This window comes from Streptomyces sp. NPDC017890 (assembly GCF_044328675.1).
In the GTDB taxonomy this organism is placed as follows: Bacteria; Actinomycetota; Actinomycetes; order Streptomycetales; family Streptomycetaceae; genus Streptomyces.
In genome coordinates this window covers 16638-38345 of sequence record NZ_JBIRHU010000032.1, presented here as the reverse complement: position 1 = coordinate 38345, position 21708 = coordinate 16638, and the positions used below count along the sequence as shown (strand labels likewise).

The 21708-nt window shown below is 71.7% G+C and carries 22 protein-coding genes; 8 read left to right on the top strand and 14 right to left on the bottom strand.

Going from position 1 to position 21708, the window contains the following annotated elements; translation table 11 throughout:
* Positions 1-121 precede the first annotated feature (121 nt).
* The 4 genes from ACH4F2_RS31910 to ACH4F2_RS31895 all read right to left on the bottom strand — a co-directional run bounded on the left by ACH4F2_RS31910 (position 122) and on the right by ACH4F2_RS31895 (position 3976).
* Positions 122-913: an ATP-binding cassette domain-containing protein gene (locus ACH4F2_RS31910; RefSeq protein WP_398136231.1), complete on the bottom strand. Its 792-nt coding sequence runs from the start codon at positions 911-913 to the stop codon at positions 122-124.
* Positions 910-1950 carry an ABC transporter permease gene (locus tag ACH4F2_RS31905; protein ID WP_398136230.1) on the bottom strand — a complete coding sequence of 347 codons (1041 nt, stop codon included), beginning with the start codon at positions 1948-1950 and terminating at the stop codon, positions 910-912. The genes ACH4F2_RS31910 and ACH4F2_RS31905 overlap by 4 nt, the downstream gene beginning before the upstream one ends.
* Positions 1947-2951: a sugar ABC transporter substrate-binding protein gene (locus tag ACH4F2_RS31900; RefSeq protein ID WP_398136229.1), complete on the bottom strand. Its 1005-nt coding sequence runs from the start codon at positions 2949-2951 to the stop codon at positions 1947-1949. Before ACH4F2_RS31900 ends, ACH4F2_RS31905 begins: the two co-directional genes overlap by 4 nt.
* 287 nt (positions 2952-3238) lie before the next feature.
* Positions 3239-3976: a myo-inositol degradation transcriptional regulator gene (locus ACH4F2_RS31895; RefSeq protein ID WP_398136256.1), complete on the bottom strand. Its 738-nt coding sequence runs from the start codon at positions 3974-3976 to the stop codon at positions 3239-3241.
* Between the two features lie 129 nt (positions 3977-4105).
* On the opposite strand from ACH4F2_RS31895, the gene ACH4F2_RS31890 reads away from it, so the two are divergent.
* Positions 4106-5128 carry a Gfo/Idh/MocA family oxidoreductase gene (locus ACH4F2_RS31890; RefSeq protein WP_398136228.1) on the top strand — a complete coding sequence of 341 codons (1023 nt, stop codon included), beginning with the start codon at positions 4106-4108 and terminating at the stop codon, positions 5126-5128.
* Positions 5129-5179: 51 nt separating this feature from the next.
* Here ACH4F2_RS31890 and ACH4F2_RS31885 read toward each other — a convergent pair whose 3' ends face one another.
* Complete coding sequence (locus tag ACH4F2_RS31885) at positions 5180-5887, bottom strand: response regulator (protein WP_398136227.1); 708 nt, start codon at positions 5885-5887, stop codon at positions 5180-5182.
* 126 nt (positions 5888-6013) lie between these two features.
* Positions 6014-7297: a histidine kinase gene (locus ACH4F2_RS31880; RefSeq protein WP_398136226.1), complete on the bottom strand. Its 1284-nt coding sequence runs from the start codon at positions 7295-7297 to the stop codon at positions 6014-6016.
* Between the two features lie 179 nt (positions 7298-7476).
* Between ACH4F2_RS31880 and ACH4F2_RS31875 the strand changes: the two genes are divergently transcribed.
* Positions 7477-7677: a hypothetical protein gene (locus ACH4F2_RS31875; protein WP_398136225.1), complete on the top strand. Its 201-nt coding sequence runs from the start codon at positions 7477-7479 to the stop codon at positions 7675-7677.
* A gap of 80 nt (positions 7678-7757) precedes the next feature.
* Here the strand turns inward: ACH4F2_RS31875 and ACH4F2_RS31870 are convergent, their stop codons facing one another.
* Positions 7758-8171 (bottom strand): ribonuclease domain-containing protein, encoded by a 414-nt coding sequence (locus ACH4F2_RS31870; protein ID WP_398136224.1) that lies wholly within the window; start codon positions 8169-8171, stop codon positions 7758-7760.
* A gap of 145 nt (positions 8172-8316) precedes the next feature.
* Entirely contained in the window at positions 8317-8943 is a 627-nt protein-coding gene (locus ACH4F2_RS31865; protein ID WP_398136223.1) for a dihydrofolate reductase family protein, read from the bottom strand.
* 157 nt (positions 8944-9100) lie between these two features.
* Here ACH4F2_RS31865 and ACH4F2_RS31860 point away from each other — a divergent pair, with 157 nt between their 5' ends.
* On the top strand, positions 9101-9862 hold the full coding sequence (locus ACH4F2_RS31860; protein ID WP_398136222.1) for an SDR family NAD(P)-dependent oxidoreductase: 762 nt from the start codon (positions 9101-9103) through the stop codon (positions 9860-9862).
* A 116-nt stretch (positions 9863-9978) separates the two neighbouring features.
* Here ACH4F2_RS31860 and alc read toward each other — a convergent pair whose 3' ends face one another.
* Positions 9979-11109 (bottom strand): allantoicase, encoded by a 1131-nt coding sequence (gene alc, locus ACH4F2_RS31855; protein WP_398136221.1) that lies wholly within the window; start codon positions 11107-11109, stop codon positions 9979-9981.
* A 62-nt stretch (positions 11110-11171) separates the two neighbouring features.
* Positions 11172-12509 carry an allantoinase AllB gene (gene allB / locus ACH4F2_RS31850; protein WP_398136220.1) on the bottom strand — a complete coding sequence of 446 codons (1338 nt, stop codon included), beginning with the start codon at positions 12507-12509 and terminating at the stop codon, positions 11172-11174.
* A 234-nt stretch (positions 12510-12743) separates the two neighbouring features.
* Here allB and allR point away from each other — a divergent pair, with 234 nt between their 5' ends.
* Positions 12744-13547: an allantoin degradation transcriptional regulator AllR gene (gene allR / locus ACH4F2_RS31845; protein WP_398136219.1), complete on the top strand. Its 804-nt coding sequence runs from the start codon at positions 12744-12746 to the stop codon at positions 13545-13547.
* 113 nt (positions 13548-13660) lie between these two features.
* Here allR and ACH4F2_RS31840 read toward each other — a convergent pair whose 3' ends face one another.
* Positions 13661-13975, bottom strand: a complete 315-nt coding sequence (locus tag ACH4F2_RS31840) for a DUF5955 family protein (protein ID WP_398136218.1) — start codon at positions 13973-13975, stop codon at positions 13661-13663.
* Positions 13976-14174: 199 nt separating this feature from the next.
* On the opposite strand from ACH4F2_RS31840, the gene ACH4F2_RS31835 reads away from it, so the two are divergent.
* The gene (locus ACH4F2_RS31835; protein ID WP_398136217.1) at positions 14175-14783 is read left to right on the top strand and encodes an NTP transferase domain-containing protein; all 609 of its coding nucleotides are present in this window, start codon (positions 14175-14177) and stop codon (positions 14781-14783) included.
* Positions 14784-14967: 184 nt separating this feature from the next.
* Complete coding sequence (aceB, locus tag ACH4F2_RS31830) at positions 14968-16590, top strand: malate synthase A (protein WP_398136216.1); 1623 nt, start codon at positions 14968-14970, stop codon at positions 16588-16590.
* 90 nt (positions 16591-16680) lie between these two features.
* Here the strand turns inward: aceB and ACH4F2_RS31825 are convergent, their stop codons facing one another.
* A complete protein-coding gene (locus ACH4F2_RS31825) occupies positions 16681-17595 on the bottom strand; it encodes a HipA family kinase (protein ID WP_398136255.1) in 915 nt (304 codons plus the stop codon).
* Positions 17596-17926: 331 nt separating this feature from the next.
* Entirely contained in the window at positions 17927-18868 is a 942-nt protein-coding gene (locus ACH4F2_RS31820) for a helix-turn-helix domain-containing protein (protein ID WP_398136215.1), read from the bottom strand.
* 142 nt (positions 18869-19010) lie between these two features.
* On the opposite strand from ACH4F2_RS31820, the gene ACH4F2_RS31815 reads away from it, so the two are divergent.
* A complete protein-coding gene (locus tag ACH4F2_RS31815; RefSeq protein WP_398136214.1) occupies positions 19011-19736 on the top strand; it encodes an SDR family NAD(P)-dependent oxidoreductase in 726 nt (241 codons plus the stop codon).
* A gap of 81 nt (positions 19737-19817) precedes the next feature.
* On the opposite strand, the gene ACH4F2_RS31810 is transcribed toward ACH4F2_RS31815, so the two are convergent.
* The gene (locus ACH4F2_RS31810; protein WP_398136213.1) at positions 19818-20585 is read right to left on the bottom strand and encodes an IclR family transcriptional regulator; all 768 of its coding nucleotides are present in this window, start codon (positions 20583-20585) and stop codon (positions 19818-19820) included.
* A 156-nt stretch (positions 20586-20741) separates the two neighbouring features.
* On the opposite strand from ACH4F2_RS31810, the gene ACH4F2_RS31805 reads away from it, so the two are divergent.
* Positions 20742-21671, top strand: coding sequence for an alpha/beta fold hydrolase (locus ACH4F2_RS31805; RefSeq protein WP_398136212.1), 930 nt, complete (start codon positions 20742-20744; stop codon positions 21669-21671).
* Positions 21672-21708 lie beyond the last annotated feature (37 nt).

Sequence of the window (21708 nt, the reverse complement as noted above, 5' to 3'; positions counted from 1 at the left end):
GGTCGTGTCGGGTGCCGAATGGGACAGGGGGTGGTGTGACCGGTTCGTTGCCCGGCGCGGGTGCGTCGCGGCTGGTCGCGCCCGCTCGGCCGAGCCGCAGATTGACACGGCCCCGCGCCCCTCAGGGGCGTCGCAGCTCATGGCGGAGATCGTCCAGCTCGTTTCCGCCCGCCATCTGCCGCGTCAGCTCGTCGAGCGTGATGTCCTCGCGCTCGTGGTTGCCCACCATCGTGCCCCGCTTCAGCAGCACGAACCGGTCCCCCACCAGGTACGCGTGGTGCGGGTTGTGGGTGATCAAGACAACACCCAGGCCCTGGTCGCGTGCCGCCGCCACATATTTCAGGACCACACCCGACTGCTTCACGCCCAGCGCCGCAGTCGGCTCGTCCAGCACGAGCACCTTCGCACCGAAGTGCACCGCGCGGGCGATCGCCACGCACTGGCGCTCACCGCCGGAGAGGGTGCCGATGGGCTGGTCGACGTCGCGCAGGTCGATGCCCATGCGGAGGAGTTCCGCGCGGGTGGTGCGGCGCATGTGGTCGACGTCCATGCGCTTGAACGGGGCGACGCCCTTGCGCGGCTCGGAGCCGAGGAAGAAGTTGCGCCAGACCGGCATGAGGGGGACGACGGCCAGGTCCTGGTAGACGGTGGCGATGCCGCGGTCCAGGGCCTCGCGCGGGGAGGCGAGGCGGGTCTCCTCGCCGTCGAGGCTCAGTGTGCCACCGTCGTGCTGGTGCAGACCGGCGATGATCTTGATGAGGGTCGACTTGCCGGCGCCGTTGTCGCCGAGCACGCAGGTGATCTCACCGGCGTGGACCTCCAGGGTCACGCCTTCGAGGGCGCGGACGTTGCCGTAGTTCTTGCTGACGCCGGACAGCTCGACGAGCGCCGTACGTGCTTCCGTCTCGGTCACTTGGTGGCCTCCGCGCGCTTGCGGACCCAGGCGTTGAGCAGGGTCGCCAGGAGCAGCATCGCTCCGAGGAAGAACTTGAACCAGTCGGGGTTCCACTCGGCGAAGACGATGCCCTTGCTGGTCATGCCGAAGATGAGGGCGCCGACCGCCGAGCCGACGGCGCTGCCGTAGCCGCCGGTGATCAGGCAGCCGCCGATGACGGCCGCGATGATGTAGATCAGCTCGTTGCCGACTCCCTCCCCGGACTGGACGACGTCGTACGAGAAGAGCAGGTGCTGGCCCGCGATCCAGGCGCCGAACGCCACGCCCATGTAGAGGCCGATCCTGGTCCTGGTGACCGGGACGCCGACCGCGCGGGCGGCGTCCTTGTTGCCGCCGACCGCGAAGATCCAGTTGCCGGCGCGGGTACGCAGCAGGATCCAGCTGGCGACGGCGACCAGGGCGAGCCACCACAGGATGGTGACCTTGAAGCCGACACCGCCGATGGTGAGCGTGGAGGCGAAGACCTCGCGGGCGGAGGGGAAGCCCTCCATGTCGGCGATCGTCTTGGTGGAGACGGTGCCGTCGATCAGCTTGGTGAAGCCCAGGTTCAGGCCGGTCAGCATGAGGAAGGTGCCGAGCGTGATGATGAAGCTGGGCAGTTTCGTCCGGGTGAGCATGAAGCCGTTGAAGGCGCCGATCGCCAGGGTGACCAGCAGGGACACGCCGACCCCGACCCAGACGTTGGCGGTCATCTGGTAGCTGAACATCGACGACACCAGGGCCGACGTCGTGACCATGACGCCCGCGGACAGGTCGAACTCGCCGCCGATCATCAGCAGCGCCACCGGGACGGCCATGATGCCGATCGTGGAGGCGGCGTAGAGGACCGTGCTGAGGCTGGAGGCGCGCAGGAAGCTGTCGGCGAAGAACGCGAAGAAGACGAAGACGGCGATCGCGCCGACGACGGAGCCCAGCTCTGGGCGGCCCAGCAGTTTCCGCAGCGGAGAAGCCTGCAGAATCCTTTCGTCAGTCCGGGCCTCCGTGGTGGCGCTCATCGAGTGCCCCGCTTCGTGTAGTCGGCCAGCTCGGCGGCGTCGTCCTTGGTGATGATCTGCGGGCCGGTGAGCACCGGCCGGCCGCCGCCGAGGACGTCGGCGTTGTACTTGTACAGCCACAGCAGGTCGACCGCCTCGTAACCCTGGAGGTAGGGCTGCTGGTCGACGGCGAAGCCGAGGGAGCCGTCCTCCAGTCCGGCGGCCACCTTGGCGTTCAGGTCGAAGGTGTCGATCTCGGCCTTGCTGCCCGCGCCCTGCTTGGCCTTCACGGCGGTGTCGGCGTACGGCGCGCCGAGGGTGACCACGGCGTCGACGGCCTTGTCGGTCTGGAGCTTGGCCTCGATGGCGGACTGCACGTCCGGCATGCTGGTGCCGTTGACGTAGAGCCGCTCGACCTTGCCGTCGAAGGTCTTCTCCACGCCGTCGCAGCGCTGCTCGTGACCGACGTTGCCCTGCTCGTGCAGCACGCAGACCGCCTGCTCGCGCCCGCGCTCGTTCAGCTCCTCGCCGACCGCCTCACCGGCGATGGTCTCGTCCTGGCCGATGTGGGTGAGGGCGCCGAACTGCTTGGACTCCTGCGAGCCGGAGTTCACGGTGATCACCGGGATGCCCGCCTTCCGGGCACGGTCCAGGGCGGACTTCATGGCGGCGGGCTTGGCGAGCGTGACGATGATCCCGTCGACCTTCTTGTCGATGGCCGTGTTCACGAGCTCCGCCTGCTGCTGGGCCTCGTCGTCCTGGGAGTACAGGAAGTTGATGTTGTCCTTCAGCGCGGCCTGCTCGGCGCCGCTCTGGACGATGTCCCAGAACGAGTCGCCATCACCGGAGTGAGTGATCATCGCGAAGGTCCAGCGGGGCGTGTCCACCGCCGCCTTCCCCTGGGCCGACGCGGCCTTGCGGGCGTCCTCGGCGCGCTTGCCTCCAGTGCTGCTGCAGCCGGCCAAGGACACCGACAGTGCCCCTGCCAGCGCTATGCCTACCCAGGTCCGAAACCGTGCCACGAGGCCGTGCCCTTCTCGCTGTGCCGTGCTGTGCGTGCCGGAGTCCGCGGGAACCCGGCCGGGTTCTCGAAACCCCAAACGCCCCATTGTGCGACACGGGAAACGATCACTCGGCGCCGGGGAACAGGTGTCGGTCACATTGTCCGGACATTGCGACGAACTCGCACGACGAACCGCACGGCGTACCGGACGCGCATCGGACGGTGTACGGGGCAGCGCGTCGGACGCGTATCGGACGCGTTTCGGACGGCAACCGCCTGGCCGCTCCGCACCGCCCGTCGGCCCGGTCAGGACCGTACGAGGAGCTGGAACTCGAAGGAGTAGCGGGACGGCCGGTAGGTGTGCGTGCCGAACTCGACCGCGCGTCCCGTGTCGTCGAACGTCGTGCGCTCCATGGTGAGCAGGGGGGCACCCTCGTCCTCGCCGAGCCGCTCGGCCTCGCCGGCGGTGGCGGCCCGGGCGCCGATCGACTGGCGGGCGCTGTGCAGGGTGATCCCGGCGGCGCGCATCAGCCGGTACAGGCCGGTGGCCTCCAGCTGCCCGGTGTCCAGGTCGAAGAGACCGGGCGGCAGGTAGTTGCACATGTACGCCATCGGCTCCCCGTGCGTCAGCCGCAGCCGTTCCACCCGGTGCACGTCGCTCTCCTCGGCGACGCCGAGCGCGGCGGCGACCTCGGCGGTCGCGGGGACGACGGTGTTGACCAGGACCTTCGTGGCCGGGCGCTGCCCCGCCGCCTCCAGGTCGTCGTACAGGCTGCTGAGCTCGAGCGGGCGCTTGACCCTGCTGTGCACGACCTGGGTGCCGACGCCCCGGCGGCGCACGAGCAGGCCCTTGTCGACGAGCGACTGGATGGCCTGGCGGACGGTGGGCCGGGACAGGCCGAGCCGCGCGGCGAGCTCGATCTCGTTGCCGAGCAGGCTGCCCGGGGTCAGCGCGCCGTGCCCGATCGCCGCCTCCAGCTGCTGCGACAGCTGGAAGTACAGCGGCACGGGGCTGCTGCGATCCACGCTGAGGTCCAGCGACACGGTGGGATCCACTTCTGGTTTCGGCACGGGCCGAGCGTAGCTCCGTGCGCTGTTGACGGGAAGTTGTGCAGTTCGATTGTCCGGACATACACATTGACAGTGCGCGGGCTGTGAGCCCACTTTGATTCCATGCGCATCGGGGTCATCGGGACGGGCCGCATCGGCACCGTTCACGCCAACACGCTCAGCCGCCATCGCGACGTCGGATCCCTGATCCTCACGGACGCCGACATCACGCGGGCGCAGGACCTGGCCCACCGGCTGGGCGAGACCGCGGCACCGGGGGTCGACGAGATCTTCCAGTGGGGCGTGGACGCCGTGGTGATCACCACGGCGACGCCGGCCCACGCCGAACTGATCGGCCGGGCGGCGCGCTCGGGGCTGCCGGTGTTCTGCGAGAAGCCCATCGCCCTGGACGTGCCCGGCACGGTGCAGGCGATCGCCGAGGTGGAAGCCGCCGGAACGATTCTTCAGATGGGGTTCCAGCGCCGCTTCGACGCCGGCTACACGGGGGCCCGCGAGGCGGTACGGTCCGGGCGGCTCGGCCGGCTGCACACCGTCCGGGCGGTGACCAGCGACCAGGCGCCGCCACCGGCCGCGTATCTGCCGCAGTCCGGCGGGCTCTACCGGGACACGCTGATCCACGACTTCGACATCCTGCGCTGGGTGACCGGCCGGGAGATCACCGACGTGTACGCCGCCGGGTCCGACGCCGGGCCGCCGATGTTCCGCGCGGCACACGACGTGGACACCGGCGCGGCGCTCCTCACGCTGGACGACGGCACGCTGGCCACGGTGACGGCGACGCGGCTGAACGGCGCGGGGTACGACGTGCGCATGGAGCTGGCCGGTGAGCTGGACCAGATCGTCGTCGGCCTGGACGACCGTACGCCGATCGCCTCGACGGAGCCGACCGGGCCGCCGGCCGCGGACAAGCCGTGGACCGGCTTCGTGGAGCGGTTCGGGCCCGCCTACGAGGCGGAGCTGGCCACGTTCGTCGAGGTCGTGCGCGGCGAGCGGGCCAACCCGTGCGACGGGCGCGAGGCGCTGCAGGCGCTGCGGATCGCCGAGGCCTGCGAGATCTCCCGGCGCGAGCGCAGACCGGTGCGGCCGGACGAGGTCCCGGGGGCCGCCGCGTCCCTCGCGGGGTGAGCGGGCCGCCGGGTGCGTCTGCGCGCCGCGCCCCGCCGTGTCGTCCCCGTGCTAGCCGCCGCCGGGTGCGTCTCCGCGCTCCGCCCCGTCCTCCTCGTATGCCTCCAGGAGTCCCGCGTCGTACGCCAGCAGCGCGATCTGGACCCGGTTGCCGAGGCGGAGCTTGGCCAGGATGCGGGAGACGTGCGTCTTGACGGTGGCGAGGCTCATGAAGAGTTCCGCCGCGATGGCGGCGTTGGCCATGCCCCGGCCGACCGCGACGGCGACCTCGCGCTCGCGGTCGTTGAGCACGGCGACGCGCGCACGCGCGCGCGTGCGCCTGGCGTCGGCGGCGCCGCCTGCCGCGTGCTCCATCAGCCGGCGGGTCACGGCGGGCGACAGAACGGGATCGCCGGCCGCGACCCTGCGCACGGCGTCGAGGATCTCCGCGGGCGGGGTGTCCTTGAGGACGAACCCGGCGGCACCCGCGCGCAGGGCCCGCAGCACCTGCTCGTCCGCGTGGAAGGTGGTGAGCACGACGACCTGCGGGGCGTCCGGGCGGCCCCGCAGCCGCTCGGTGGCCGTCAGGCCGTCCACCCCCGGCATCCGGATGTCCATGAGGACGACGTCCGGGCGGGTGCGGTCGACGAGCGCCCCGACCTCGTCGCCGTCGGCGGCCTCACCGACGATCTCGATGTCGTCGGCGCCGCCCAGCATGAAGGACAGCCCTGCCCGCACCAGCGGGTCGTCGTCGACGAGGAGCAGTCTGATCGCAGTCATGGTGCTTACGTAATCACGGTTGCGGCGGGCCGACTTGGTTCCTGGGGCAAGCGGCGACCCGTCGGCGGCGGCACGCCGACGGCGGACGGCAGGCGGGCGACGGCCGTCCGGCCCCGGACGTCCGGCTCACCCCCACGGCAACAGCGCCCGCACTTCGAAGCCGCCCTCGGGTGTGGGGCCGTGCTCCAGGGTGCCGCCCGCGAGCGTGGCTCGCTCGGCCAGCCCGATCAGGCCCTGCCCCGAGCCGGGCACGTCCGGCACCTCGCCCTCGGGCGGGGAGTTGCGCACGGACATGGCGAGGCCGTCGCCCGGGGCCCCCGCGACGGAGACGGTGACCTCGGTGCCGGGGGCGTGCTTGCGCGCGTTGGTCAACGCCTCCTGGGCGATGCGGTAGGCGGTGCGGCCGACGGAGGCCGGCACCGCGGCGGGGTCGGTGACGCGGCCCACGAGGGCGATCTTCATGTCCGCCTCGCGGGACTCGGCGACCAGGGCGTCGAGCGCCGAGAGCGTCGGCTGGGGGCGGCCCGCGTCGTCGGACTCCGCCGCCCGCAGCACGCCGATGATCTCCCGCAGGTCCTGGAGGGCCTCGTGCGCGCTCTCGCGGATGACACCGGCCGCCCGCGCCACCTCCTCCCGGGAGGCGTCGGGCCGGAACTCCAGCGCGCCCGCGTGCACGCTGAGCAGCGTCAGCCGGTGCGCGAGGACGTCGTGCATCTCGCGGGCGATGGCCTCCCGGGCCAGCCGTTGCGCCTGCTCGGCCCGCAGCCGGGCCTCCGTCTCGGCGCGCCGGGCGCGGTCGCGCAGGCTGAGCATGAGCTGCCGCTTGGAGCGGGCGAGCATGCCCCAGCCCGCCACGGCGGTGGCGAGCAGGATGCCGAAGACGACGACCCCGACGTAGGGGAGCTGGGGATCGGGGCGTAGCCAGTAGTGGACGGGCTGCAACACGATGTGCGCGCCCGCAACCCAGGCCACGTACCGGAAGGGCCGGTGCACGGCCAGGGTGAAGAGGGAGACGAGGGCGGTACCGCTCGAGGTGACCGAGACGAATCCGATGGGCAGCATGGCCACGGCGAGCCCGGCCGGCCACCGGCGCCTGAGCCAGACGGCGGCGCAGGCTAGGGCGCCGATCAGCTGGTCGGCGATCTCCATGGAGTACGGGAGGTTCGGCTCGTCCTCCAGGGCGTCCGCGCTGAGGATGCCGATCACGACGGCGATCAGGAAGCAGCTGAAGTCGACGATCCAGTCGCGCGCGGTTCGCCGGGGCCGCCCGGACCCCCGGAATCGCCTTCCGGACGGTGCGCGGTCTTCGTGCTCCTGGCCCGGGTCGAGCTGTGCGATCAGCGCCGAGGGCAGCAGCCAGCGGCGCTCCGGGAACGCCGGGGTGATCCGCGCCGGCCTGTCTTCGTTCACAGTCCACGAACCTATGCGGCGCCGGACACCGTGACCGCCGTGCGTACGGGATCGCCGACCAAAGTCGCGGAACCGGGGACTTTCGGCGCGCCGGGCGACGGGTGACGGGGACTTCGGTCGGGCGGGGCTCGCCCCGCGGCCGATGCGCGTGGGGGGTCCGCGGGGCGAGAGTCGGGGGCATGAAGGAACTACTGGGAATCATCGGCTTCCTCGCCCTGGTGCAGGGCGTGGCGGGCCTGGTGCACGAGTTCACCGACCTGGACTGGGGACTCGTGCACCGGGTCGGTTTTCTCGACGGCTACGGGATCTACGCGAGTGTGGCCCTCATCGTGCTGGCCCTCGCGCTGTTCGCCGCCGCCGAGAGCCGGAAACCCGGGTGATCCGGGAAGCCGGTGATCCGGGAAGCCGGCGATCCGGAGCCCCCGGGCGATCCGGGGTGCCGGCTCGGTGTGCGCGGCCTTCAGCAGCCGTGGTCGACGAGGTCGAACGAGGCGTAGTGGTCGGCCGTGTAGTAGTCCTCCTGGTAGTCCTCACCGGTGACGATGCGGCGGGCGCCACGCGTGTCGGAGCCCGGCGTGATCACCGTGTACTCGTGGTAGTAGCCGGTGGACCGGCCGGGCAGGATGCCCTCCCGGTTCTGGAAGACGGTCCCGTCCTGTTCGAAGGGGTAGGGGCCGCCCTGCTCGATCAGGTCGAGCGTGTCGTGGGCTTGGGAGGGCAGGTCGCTGTAGCAGATGTCGCCGACCGCCGCGGTGGCGGCGCCCGACACGGTGGCGGCGCCCGCCGTGGTCGCGGAGACGGTGCCGCCCATGAGGAGGGCGGACAGGACTGCGGCTGCTGCGCCGAGCCGAGCGGCGCGTGGGGGGAATCGCATGACCTCATGATGACGCGCGTAGACAGTGGCATGTCAATGACAAGGTCGTGGAGTTTCCCGGAACGTCGTATGTGTTTTCGGCGAGTTCACCGACCACCGCCCGGGACGCGCCCGTCCGGGCGGCGGCGACGCGACCCCGTCGCGGTCACGCGTTCTCCGGCAGCTCGTACGTGCCGTACTCGGGGCGTCCGGCCAGGTCGTACGACTGGATGGAGACGCCCGCGGCCGTCACGCGCCCGCCGGTGTGCCGGAAGGCCGTCGGCAGGGTGCCCTCCACGAAGAGGCGGCGCCCGGCGCCGAGCACCACGGGGAAGGTCAGCAGGTGGACCGTGTCGACGAGGCCGAGCGCCAGCAGCGACCCCGCGAGGGCGCCGCTGCCGTGCACCTGGAGCTCTCCGTCGGTGCGCTCCTTCAGCACGGTGACCTCCTTGGCGAGGTCACCGCCGAGCACGGTCGTGCCCGCCCAGCCGGGGTCGGTGAGGGTGGTGGAGGCGACGTACTTCGGCAGACCGTTGAGCTTGGACGCGACGGGGTCGGCGGGGTCGGTCATCTTCGGCCAGTACGAGGCGAAGATCTGGTACGTACGACGGCCGAGGAGGAACGCGCCGACGCGGCCGAACACCTCGTCGACGAACCGGCCGAAGTCCTCGTCGCCGTACGGGACGCTCCAGCCGCCCTGGCCGAAGCCGTCGCGGGTGTCCTCCTGGGGTCCGCCGGGGGCCTGGTAGACGCCGTCGAGGGTGAGGAAGGTGGTGAGTACGAGCTTTCCCATGACGGGTGCCTGCTTTCCGGTGCCGTGAGTCGTGCCGTGACTCGTGCTGTGAGTGGTGTCGTCACCGTTGAGACTCCGGCGGCGTCGGCGACTCATCGGTCAGGTCGACGTCCGTTCACCGCCAGCGGGTGCGGGGCGGGCCCGCTGGGATGGACCCATGAACACGAACTCACTCACTCACCCCTCCGCACTTCTGACCGGCCGGACGGCCCTGGTGACGGGCGGCAGCCGCGGGATCGGCGCGGCGACCGCGCTGCGGCTGGCGCGTGAGGGCGCGGACGTGGCCCTCACCTATGTCAACGGCAAGGACGCGGCCGAGGACGTCGTGCGGGCCGTCGAGGCACTGGGGCGCCGGGCGGTGGCCCTGCGGGCGGACTCCGCCGACGCGGACGAGGCGGCGGGCTCGGTGGAGCGGGCGGCACAGGCGCTCGGCGGCCTCGACGTGCTGGTCAACAACGTGGGCCTGGGCGTGCTCGGTCCGCTGGAGAGCCTGTCCCTCACCGACGTCGACCGGCTGCTGGCCGTGAACGTCCGCGGGGTCTTCCTGACCTCGCAGGCGGCCGCGTCCCGCATGCCCGAGGGCGGCCGGATCATCACGGTCGGCAGCTGCATGACGCAGCGGGTGCCCGGACCCGGCGGGACGCTGTACGCGATGAGCAAGTCGGCGCTGATCGGGCTGACCAAGGCACTGGCCAGGGAGCTGGGTCCGCGCGGGATCACCGCCAACATCGTCCACCCGGGGCCGATCGACACCGACATGAACCCGGCGGACGGCCCCTACGCCGACGGTCAGTCGGCCCTGACGGCGCTGAACCGCTTCGGCACGGCGGACGAAGTGGCCTCGACGGTGACGTACCTGGCGGGTGCCTCGTACGTCACCGGCGCGGAGTTCGCGGTGGACGGCGGTCACGCGGCGTAGGCGGCACGCCCGCACGACTGCGCGCGGGGCGCACCGGTGCTGTCCGGCCGGTGCGCCCCGCGGGTCCTGGAGGGCCGGCCGTCCCGTTCCGGTGGGGCGGCCGGTCCTTTCGTGCGTCAGCCGCCGAGTTCCTGGTGGCGGGCGGCCAGGTGGCCGGCGCCGTCCTCCGTCAGGGAGCCGAACAGGCGCAGGCGGGAGATGCCGCCGTCGGGGAAGATGTCCACGCGCGCGTGAGTGCCGACGGCCGCCTCGGGCAGGACGAAGCGGTGGTTGGTGTCGGGCTGCATCCGGGTGCGCGGGAGCACCTCGCGCCACTCGCCGGACTCGCCGTCCTTCACGGACACCGACGCCCAGCCGGCCGAGTTGCCCTTCAGGTACGCCGTGTCGATCTCGATCGCGCGGATCTGTACGCGGTCCGCCAGGCGGTAGCTGATCCAGTCGTTGCCCTGGTCGCGGCGGCGGCGGGTCTCCCAGCCGTCGTCCATCTTGCGGGAGCGGCCCGGCTGGATGGTGTTGGTGGCCGGCGAGTAGAAGAGGTTGGAGGCGTCCTCGACCTGGCCGCCGTTCTCCAGGGCGACCACGTCGAAGGTGCCGAGGGCCGCGAGCCACGCCGGGTCCGGGACGACCTCGCCGTACACGCGCAGGCGGGCGATGCCCCCGTCGGGGTGCTGCTTGAGGCGCAGGTGGGTGAAGCGCTGCTCGGCGGAGACGGCGAAGCCGTTGGCGGCGTGGCCGCCGACCGCGGTGCGCGGGACGAGGGTCGTCCACTTCACGTCGTCCGCGAGCAGTTCCTCGGGCGACGGGGAGCCGGCGACCGAGGTGCCCTCGACGGAGACGGCCTGCGGGTAGTTGCCGCGGAAGTGGGCGGTGTCGACGACGATGCCGCGGATCACTCCGGGGGCGCCGAGGCGGATCAGCGCCCAGTCGTGGTCGTCCTCGGTGGGCCAGGGGTGCCCGGCCGAGGCGCCACGGCGCCGGCGGGTCTCCCAGCCGTCCATGACCTTGCCCTTGTGCCCGAAGTGCTCGGGGTCGAACTCGGCGGGCCCGGGCACCAGCAGGTTCTCGCGCTGGGCGAAGAACTCGTCGTTGGCGGCGACGACACCCGCGCCGAGCTGCCGGTCGGCAAGGTTGGCGTACTGGGTGAAGGGAAGGTCGGCGGTGCGGTAGTCCGCGTACGGGTCGCCGCCTCCGTAGGGGTTCGCGTCGCCGGTGAAGCTGGCCAACGAGGGGTTCTGCTGGGCCGTCACGGTGATCAGGTGTTCCTTTCGGGGTCGTTCGAGGTGATCTGGATTCAGGAGGTCCGGACGGGTCAGGCCCGGGTGAGGAGCTGTCCCTTCGGCTCGGTGAACGCGCCGTCCGCCACGACGCGCTGTCCGCGCAGCCAGGTGGACTTCACGACGCCGTACAGGGTCCTGCCCGCGTACGCGGTGACGCGGTTGCGGTGCTGGAGGGCGGCCGGGTCGACGGTGAACGTCTCGTCGGGGGCGAGGACCGCGAAGTCGGCGTCGTGGCCGGCCGCGATGGCGCCCTTGCGCCCGTCGAGGCCGACCTGGCGGGCCGTGTTCGCGGACATCCAGCGCACGATGTCCTCCAGACCCAGGCCGCGCTCGCGGGTCTTGGTCCACATCGCCGGCAGGCTGAGCTGGAGGCCGGCGATGCCGCCCCAGGCGGTGGCGAAGTCGTCGGTCTTGAGGTCGGCGGTGGACGGCGAGTGGTCGGTGACCACGCAGTCGATCGTGCCGTCGGCCAGTGCCTGCCACAGCAGGTCCTGGTTGGCGGCCTCGCGGATGGGCGGGCAGCACTTGAACTCGCTCGCGCCGTCCGGCACTTCCTCGGCGGTGAGGGTGAGGTAGTGGGGGCAGGTCTCGACGGTCACCTTCACACCCTCGGCGCGGGCCTCGGCTATCAGCGGCAGGGCGTCGCTGGAGGAGAGGTGCAGGATGTGCACGCGGGCGTCGAACCGCTTGGCCTGCGCGAGGAGGCCCGCGATCGCGGTGTCCTCGGCGTCGCGCGGGCGGCTGGCGAGGAAGTGGGAGTACTTGGGGCCGCCCTGCTGCGGGGCGGCGGCCAGGTGGTGCGGGTCCTCGGCGTGCACGATCAGCAGGCCGTCGAAGGCCGCGATCTCCGCGAGGGACCGGGCGAGCTGCTCCTGGTCGAGGTGCGGGAACTCGTCCACGCCCGACGGCGACAGGAACGCCTTGAAGCCGAAGACCCCGGCCTCGTGCAGCGGGCGCAGGTCCTTGACGTTGTCGGGAAGGGCACCGCCCCAGAAGCCGACGTCGATGTGGGCCTTGTCGGCGGCGACCTCGCGCTTGGTGCGCAGGTTGTCGACGGTCGTGGTCGGCGGGATGGAGTTCAGCGGCATGTCGACGAGGGTGGTGATGCCGCCGGCCGCAGCGGCGCGGGTGGCGGTCCAGAAGCCCTCCCACTCGGTGCGGCCGGGGTCGTTCACATGTACATGGGTGTCGACCAGGCCGGGCAGGACGACGTGGTCGCCGACGTCCTCCAGCCGGGCGCCGGCGGGTACGGGGGCGTCGTACGGCAGAACGGCCGTGATCTCCCCCCCGGTCACCGCGATCGACGCGGCGCGTATCCCCTCGGGAGTGATGACGCGCGTCGAGCGCAGCACCAGTTCAGCCTCGGACACCCGAACCCCTCTCTCTGCCGTCGATTTCAACGTTCTGTTGAAGGAGTCTTCATTCCCCGTTCCGCGACGTCAAGAGGCACCGTTTGCGCAGACATGCCCGACGGCACCCCTCTAGACGTTTCCACAAAGCGGAATTAGAATTCCAGCAAGCAGAACGTAGCTACGTACAAGCCGGTAGTCAACCGGCCGCCGGGTACGCTTCTTTCCTCCCGCCAGCCTCGAAAGGAACGTGCCGTGCCGACGTCCAGCGCCAGCACCACCGACTCCGCCAGGTCCGCCACCGGGGGCGTCCAGTCCCTGGAGCGCGCCTTCGACCTGCTCGAACGGATGGCGGACGCGGGCGGCGAGGTCGGCCTCAGCGAGCTCTCCGCGAGCAGCGGGCTGCCGCTGCCGACCATCCACCGCCTGATGCGCACGCTCGTGGCCTGCGGATACGTACGCCAGCAGCCCAACCGGCGCTACGCCCTCGGCCCTCGTCTGATCCGGCTCGGCGAGTCCGCCTCCCGGCTGCTCGGCACCTGGGCGCGCCCGCACCTGGCCCGCCTGGTCGAGGAGACCGGCGAGACGGCGAACATGGCACTGCTCGACGGCGACGAGATCGTGTACGTCGCGCAGGTGCCGTCCAAGCACTCCATGCGCATGTTCACCGAGGTCGGCCGGCGCGTCCTGCCGCACTCCACCGGCGTCGGCAAGGCGCTGCTCGCGGACTTCCCGGCGGAGGACGTGCGGGCCCTGCTGGGGCGGACCGGCATGCCGGCCGCGACCGAGAAGACGATCACCACGCCGGACGGGTTCATCGCGGCGCTGGAAGAGGTGCGGCGCCAGGGATACGCGATCGACGACAACGAGCAGGAGATCGGCGTCCGCTGCCTGGCCGTCTCCGTGCCGGACTCCCCCACCGCGGCCGCCATCTCGATCTCCGGTCCGGCCGGCCGCGTCACGGAGGCCGCGACCGAGCGGATGGTGCCGCTGCTCCAGCAGGTGGCGGCGGAACTGTCGGAGGCCCTGCTCGCCTCGAACGGCAACCCGGCCGCCTGAGGCACACCACGGGCCGCACCACGAACGGACAGCCCCCGGCCTGCCGAGGCCGGGGGCCGCGGGCGTCGCGCGTCCGGCGCGTCAGTGTCTGAGCGCCTCGGCGTCCGAGCACCTCACGGGCGCGTCGGTTCGCCGAACAGTTCCACGGCGTGACGGACGTCCGCCAGTCCTCGCGACAGGGCGCTGACGGAGCCGATCGCGCCCACTATCAGCAGCAGGGAGCGGTGCAGTCGCGGCACCTCGGGGACACCGTGGTCCGTCATCGCGGCGAGGTCGGCCAGTTCGTCCTCGGCGAAGACCCTGTCCGGGAAGTCGGTGGGCAGCAGGGCGAGTTGGCGGCGTAACCGGGACACCGCGGTCCGCAGTGCGGTCACTCTCACGTCCTCGTCCCCGACGGCCACTTGCTCCTGCCCCAAGCTCCGCAACACAGTCCCTCCCCCTCGCACCCCGTTGTGCGCCCCTCCGCGGTGAACGTGCCGAGCGCCCCTCGGCACCGGCCGGGCACCGGGGACGCGGGCAAGTAAAGTCCACCCCGCACCGGACGCGCCACCGGATGGACCGAAATTCAGCCTTCGGAAACCCGGCGCACGCCGGAGCGTTCGGCGGGCGGTCAGGTATGCAGGACGCATGACGGACAACGAAGACCAGGTAGCGGGGGTAGCGGGGCTGTTGCTCGCCGCCGGGGGCGGGCGGCGGCTCGGCGGACGCCCCAAGGCCCTGCTGGAACACCGCGGACATCCACTCGTCGAACACGCGGTCGCCGCGTTGCGCGCGGCAGGCTGCGCCCGCGTGCACGTCGTCCTGGGGGCGCGGGCAGCGGATGTGCGGGCGCGGGCGGCGCTCGAAGGGTGCGTTCTCGTGGACAACCCCGACTGGGAACGCGGCATGGGGTCGTCACTGTGCGCCGGACTCGCCTCGCTGACCGGCACCGGGGCGGGGGCCGCACTGGTCTCACTGGTGGACCAGCCCGGGATCGGCACGGAGGCGATGGCGCGGGTGCGTGCCGGGTACCGGGACGAGACGTCACTCGCCTCGGCGGCGTACGCGGGCGTGCGCGGACATCCCGTCCTCCTCGGCGCCGCCCACTGGGCCGGTGTCTTGGCGACTGCGACCGGGGACCGGGGGGCACGCGCCTACCTGAGGGCACACGCGGCGGAGATCGCGCTGGTGGAGTGCGGGGACGTGGCGCAGCCCTACGACATCGACACCGAGGCCGACCTGGTCCACCTTGAGTGAGGGAGGTGGCACCGAGCGCCACCTTCCCTCGACCCGGAGAATCTCGACATCAACAAACCATTGAAGTTCCACGATGAGGAAACTACTATCCACTGACCAGAAGCACCCGGCCGCACATCGGGTGCGCAATGCCCCATACGCGCCCTCTGGCACCCGGTGCCACCGCTGAAGGAAGTGACAGCTCATGTCCGCACCAGCGCCGTCCCCGCTGGCCATCGTCGACGCCGAGCCCCTGCCCCGGCAGGAGGAGGTCCTCACCGATGCGGCGCTCGCCTTCGTGGCCGAGCTGCACCGGCGGTTCACGCCCCGGCGTGACGAACTCCTCGCCCGCCGTGCGGAGCGCCGCGCCGAGATCGCCCGCACCTCCACGCTCGACTTCCTCCCGGAGACGGCCGCGATCCGCGCGGACGACTCCTGGAAGGTGGCCCCCGCTCCGGCCGCGCTGCAGGACCGCCGGGTCGAGATCACCGGCCCCACCGACCGCAAGATGACCATCAACGCACTCAACTCGGGCGCGAAGGTCTGGCTCGCGGACTTCGAGGACGCCTCCGCGCCGACCTGGGAGAACGTCGTCCTCGGCCAGCTCAACCTGGCCTCCGCCTACACCCGCACCATCGACTTCACCGACGAGCGCACCGGCAAGTCGTACGCCCTGCGCCCGGACGAGGAGCTGGCGACGGTCGTCATGCGCCCGCGTGGCTGGCACCTCGACGAGCGCCACCTCCAGGTGGACGGCCGCCCGGTCCCCGGCGCCCTGGTCGACTTCGGCCTGTACTTCTTCCACAACGCCCAGCGCCTGCTGGACCTCGGCAAGGGCCCGTACTTCTACCTCCCGAAGACGGAGTCCCACCTGGAGGCCCGCCTCTGGAACGAGGTCTTCGTCTTCGCGCAGGACCACGTCGGCATTCCGCAGGGCACCGTCCGCGCCACCGTCCTGATCGAGACGATCACAGCCGCGTACGAGATGGAGGAGATCCTCTACGAACTGCGCGACCACGCCTCCGGGCTGAACGCGGGCCGCTGGGACTACCTGTTCTCCATCGTCAAGAACTTCCGGGACGGCGGCGCCAGGTTCGTCCTGCCGGACCGCAACGCGGTCACGATGACCGCCCCGTTCATGCGGGCGTACACCGAACTCCTCGTCCGCACCTGCCACAAGCGCGGCGCGCACGCGATCGGCGGCATGGCGGCGTTCATCCCGTCGCGCCGGGACGCCGAGGTCAACAAGGTCGCCTTCGAGAAGGTCCGCGCCGACAAGGACCGCGAGGCCGGCGACGGCTTCGACGGCTCCTGGGTCGCCCACCCCGACCTGGTCCCGATCGCCATGGAGTCCTTCGACAAGGTCCTCGGCGACAGGCCCAACCAGAAGGACCGACTGCGCGAGGACGTCGACGTCAAGGCGGCCGACCTGATCGCCGTCGACTCCCTGGACGCCAAGCCGACCTACGCGGGCCTGGTCAACGCCGTGCAGGTCGGCATCCGCTACATCGAGGCGTGGCTGCGCGGCCTCGGCGCCGTCGCCATCTTCAACCTGATGGAGGACGCGGCCACCGCCGAGATCTCCCGCTCGCAGATCTGGCAGTGGATCAACGCGGAGGTCGTCCTCGACAACGGCGAGCAGGTCACCGCCGAGCTGGCCCGCAAGGTCGCCGCCGAGGAACTGGCGAACATCCGCGCCGAGATCGGCGACGAGGCCTTCGCGGCCGGCAACTGGCAGCAGGCCCACGACCTGCTGCTCACCGTCTCCCTCGACGAGGACTACGCCGACTTCCTGACACTGCCGGCGTACGAGCAGCTGAAGGGCTGACGCCCGGTCACGGCAAGGCCCGCCCGCGCCCCGGTACCGCACGGCACCGGGGCGCGGGCGTGTGCGTGCGCGCGTGCCGGGCCGCGTACGTCAGCCCAGGTGCACGGACCAGTCCTGCTCGGCGGGCGGCTTGCCGTGCAGGTCGGGGACCCGCTTGAGCCAGTCGGGACGGCCACGCTCGGTACGTGCCGCACGCGCGGCGTTCTCGGCGGCGAGTTCCTCGCGGGTCGGGAAGTCGGTGGGCAGCCACTCCCGGGAGGCCCGCACGCGCGCGTGCAGATAGCCGACGTAGGCGGCACGGACCTCGTCCGGCGTGCCGAAGCCGGCCTCACAGGTCAGCCAGGCCTCCGGCACCCGCGCCACCACGTCGCGCAGCAGCTCCTCAGTCACCTTCGGCGCCAGCTCGGCGTCGGCGGCCCGGACGTCGGGCGCGTAGTGGCCGAGGGCGTGGTGGCGGAAGTCGTACGCCTTCTGGGGCGGGGAGGCGCCCCAGCGGTGGTGGAAGACGAGGGCCGCCCCGTGGTCGATCAGCCACAGGCGCGGGGGCGCGATGCCGAAGGTGGGCCAGACCATCAGGTTGGAGCTGTGCACCGTGCGGTCGACGTTCACGGTGAGGGCGTCCAGCCAGACGACGCGTCCGGCCTCCTCGGAGCCGACGGGGAAGACGTTCGCGACCTCGGGCGTGAGGTCGGCGCCGCCCGACAGGTAGTCCATGCCGAGGTTGAGTCCCGCGCTCGCGTCCAGCAGGTCCCGCACCTCCTGGTGCGGCTCGCCGGCGGCGATCGCCGGGTCGAAGTGGGCGAGGACCAGCTCCGGCACCCGAAGCCCCAGCTCACGCGCCAGCTCCCCGACGATCACCTCGGCGACCAGCGCCTTGCGGCCCTGCGCGGAGCCGGTGAACTTCACGACGTAGGTGCCGAGGTCGTCGGCCTCGACGACACCGGGGACGGAGCCGCCGGTGCGCAGGGGCTCGACGTAGCGGGTCACTACGACCTTTTTCAACACTTCCCAGGCCACCCATCTCTTCAACCTTATGATCCACGGATCACTTTTCCGGGGCGGGGAGGCAGGAACCATCGGTCCCCTCCGTTGCCCACGATCCCCGCAGGGTAGGCGACCAGTTTGGACGAATGAGGACTGCCCGTAAGCAAGCCTGCGACGAAGACCACCGGGGCCGGACGCTGTCCGCTGTGCTGCGTGTGCACCGGCCGAAGGACGTGTCCCGGACACCACCCGCGGCGGAACCGTCGTCGTCGCAGCTCTGTCTGCTGGTGGTGTGCGTCGGCTGACCCGGCCGTCCCTGGCGTGGGCGGGTGGCGGCACCGGCCCCGCCCAGCTATGTGGCATCCGTTTCACGAGCAGCGGTCGCGGCGTAGTCGGTCGGGGTCCGGCCGTAGTACTTGCGGAAGGCGCGGGCGAAGTGGCCGCTGTCGGCGAACTGCCAGCGGGCGGCTATCTCCGTGACGGTCATGCGCCGGTGCGATGCGACGAGCGCGCGGCATGCCTCCTCGAGGCGGCGGCGCCGGATGTAGGCGCTCAGCGGTCGGCCTTCCCTGGCGAAGGCCCGTTGGAGGGTACGCGGGGAGACGTTCAGCTCCCGGGCGAGAGCCGAGGGGGACAGAGCGGGGTCGGTGAGCCGGCGGTCGGCCAGGTCCCGCGCGGCTTGGGCCAGGGCCGGCGACAAGAGGGGCTCCACGTCGTCCAGGCCGCCCCCGGCGGCGGCCCGGGCCAATTCGGCCAGAGTGCCGCGGGCGGCGTCGACCCCGGCCGGCCCGAGACGGTCCAGCATCCGGCCCACCATGGCGGCGTGCGCCGTCAGCAGCCGCACCTCGGCGGTGTCGGCCGGACCGGAGGCCGGCCCGCCGCGTTGGGGCCGCACCTCTGCGGCGGGCAGGACGAGTACCTGCACGACGGTGCGTGGCGCCGCGGAGAAGTGGGACAGCCTTCCCGTCTGTACCAGCAGGCGGCCGGCCGGTGCCGTGTGCTCGGCTCCTCCCGGTTCACCGAACCGCCAGGCCCCCCGGTGGACGATCCACAGGCGTACGTGATCGTCGACCCCGACCCGCCGGCCCCCTGTCCGCAGGGCGGCCGCCGTCTCGAAGCGGTTGAACATCATGTCCCGCACCCGGAACCCACGGGACCGCACCGAGAACCCGGACACGGTCGTCCGGCGGAAGGGCGCCAGAGCGAAGGACTCGCCCATCCTGCTCCGCCACTCCTGTGCGAAGACGCTGAAGGCGTTCGCGCCGCTCACGTCCGCCGAGAAAGTCCCGCTCATCGTTGTCGCGAATCTCCCGTTCGAGCTGACGCACCGGTCCGAGGCGCCGGGACCACACGCTTCCTACCCTTGTTCCGGCATACATCGAAGATCCGACATCCGCAGTCCGGAATGTCGATACAAGGGTAACGAGGTGGCGAAATTGAGCACGCTCGCGATCGTGGGCGCAGGCCCTCAACTCGGGCGCGCGATCGGCCGGCGGTTCGCCGCCGAGGGGGTCGACGTGGCGCTGATCGCCCGCAGCCGTACGACGCTGCAGGCGGTGGCCGACGAGTTGTCCGACACGGGCGTGCGGGCCGAGGCGTTCCCCGCCGACGTGACCGACCGTCCCGCTCTGCACGCGGCGCTCAGCGCCGCCGAGGAGCGGCTGGGACCGATCGACATACTCGAGTACTCGCCCGCGCCGTCCCTGGCCGACCTGCGCCGGGCGCCGCTGGTCGAGGCCACGAAGGTCACCGTCGACTCGGTTCTGGCCCAGCTGGACCTCTATCTGCTCGGGGGCGTGGCGGCGGTGCAGCACGTCCTGCCCGGCATGCTGGAGCGTGGCACGGGGACGATCCTGGTCAGCAGCGGGGCGGGGTCGGGGCCGGTGATCGCCCCGCAGGTGGCGAACGTCCAGATCGCCACCGGTGGGATGCGCAACTGGGTACTCAACCTGCACGCGGCGCTCTCCGGTACCGGCGTCTACGCCGCGCACGTGGCGATCGCCGCCTTCATCGGCCAGGGGGGCCACGACTCCCAGCCGCAGACGATCGCCGACGCCTACTGGCGGCTGCACACCGGGCGGACCGAAGCCGAGCTGGTCATCCAGGATCTGCCGGACGACTACCTGGACCGGGGACTGGCCGACAAGTTCGTCGAGCCCTGAGGCGGCCGGAGCGGTGACAGGGGGCCGGGCCGTGGGCGTTCCCGCCGACGGGCGCCGGTCTGCTGTCCGGCGCAGGCGTGTTCACGGCCCCGCGGCCCGGGAGATCGCCAGACTCGCCCTGCGCAGCGCCGTCACGGCCGCGGTACGGGGCCCGCCCTCATCGGGTGCGACCAACGACAACGCGCCCAGTGCGTCGCCGCGGCGGTTCAGGATCGGGGCGGCGACGGTCGACATGGCGGTGGGCCCGGAGCGCAGTGGGTTGGGCAGCGTCACGGCACAGACGCCGTCCGTGCGGACGGTGGCCAGGAGCCGGCGGACGCAGGCCGCGTCGTCCGCGCCGGCCAGCGCTTCCTTCCGTATGCGCCCGGGGGCGTGCGCCAGCAGGGCGATGCCGATGCCGGTCCCGGTGAGGGGGAGGCGTCCGCCGACCCGGTACTTGACCGCCGCCGCGCCCCGTGCGGACAGCCGCTCCACCAGAACGGCCTCGTCACCGTCGCGCACGGCGAGGAGGATGTGCTGGCCGGTGACCCGGTGCAGGTCCTGCATGAACGGCAACGCGGCGGCGCGCAGTCCATGGCCGCGGGGTGCCAGCGAGGCGATCTCGAGCAGTTGCAGACCGACGACGAAGTCGCCGTTGTCGAGGCGTTCGAGGGCTCCCACCTCCATCAGCTGAGCCGCGATCCGGGACGTGGTGCTCTTCGGAAGGCCCGCCCGGGCCGCGAGTGTGTGGAGTGCCAGGCCCTCGCCCGCCTCGGTGAAGGCACCCAGGACCCGGAAGGCCCGCTCCAGGACCGGCTCGCCGCGCAACGGCCTGCCCGAGCGCGGGACTTGTACCGGTGTTCCACTCATCGGAATCGTCGGTGCGCGTCGTCTGCCACGGTTCGAATAATAGCTCTGTGACGTGCCCACCCGGTGAGGGCGGGCGCCGGCTCTGATCACCGGCGCCGGGCCGCGGGAAGCGCCGTCCGCCCGTAACGACGGGCAGCACAGACCGAGGAGAATACAATGGTGAACAGCCCCGCGCTGCGCGACGTCCACGTCCCTCACGCCTACCCCGAACAGCAGGTCGATCTCGGCGAGATCACCATGAACTATGCCGAGGCCGGTGACCCGGACCGGCCCGCCGTGCTGCTGATCCCCGAGCAGACGGGATCCTGGTGGTCGTACGAGGAGGCGATGGGCCTCCTCTCGGAGCACTTCCACGTCTACGCCGTCGACCTGCGGGGCCAGGGGCGCAGCAGTTGGACCCCGAAGCGGTACAGCCTCGACAACTTCGGCAACGACCTGGTCCGGTTCATCACCCTGGTGGTGAAGCGGCCCGTCGTCGTCGCGGGCAATTCCTCCGGCGGCGTCCTCGCGGCGTGGCTGTCGGCGTACTCCATGCCCGGTCAGCTCCGCGGCGTCCTGTGCGAGGACCCGCCGTTCTTCGCGTCCGAGCTCGTCCCCGCACACGGTCACTCGGTCCGGCAGGGGGCAGGCCCGGTCTTCGAGCTGTTCCGCACGTATCTCGGCGACCAGTGGAGTGTGGGTGACTGGGAGGAGTTCTGCCGCGCGGCCGGCGCCTCGGCGTCGCCGATGGCGCGGTCCTTCGTGGCGGACGCGATCCCGCAGCACCTGAAGGAGTACGACCCGGAATGGGCCCGGGCCTTCTACGAGGGGACCGTCGGGCTGAACTGCCCGCACGAGCGCATGCTGGGCCGGGTCAACACGCCGGTGCTCCTCACGCACCACATGCGCGGCACCGACCAGGAGACCGGAAACCTGCTCGGGGCACTCTCCGACGAACAGGCCGCACAGGCCCGGCGGTTGATGGAAGCGGCAGGGGTGAAGGTCGACTACGAGTCGGTGCCGGACGCGTCACACATGATGCACCAGTCCGACCCGGCACGGTACGCCGAGATCTTCACACGGTGGGCGGCCGCACTGGCCCCGTGACCGGGCGCCGCGCGGGCACGCGCGGTCGGGCCTCGAG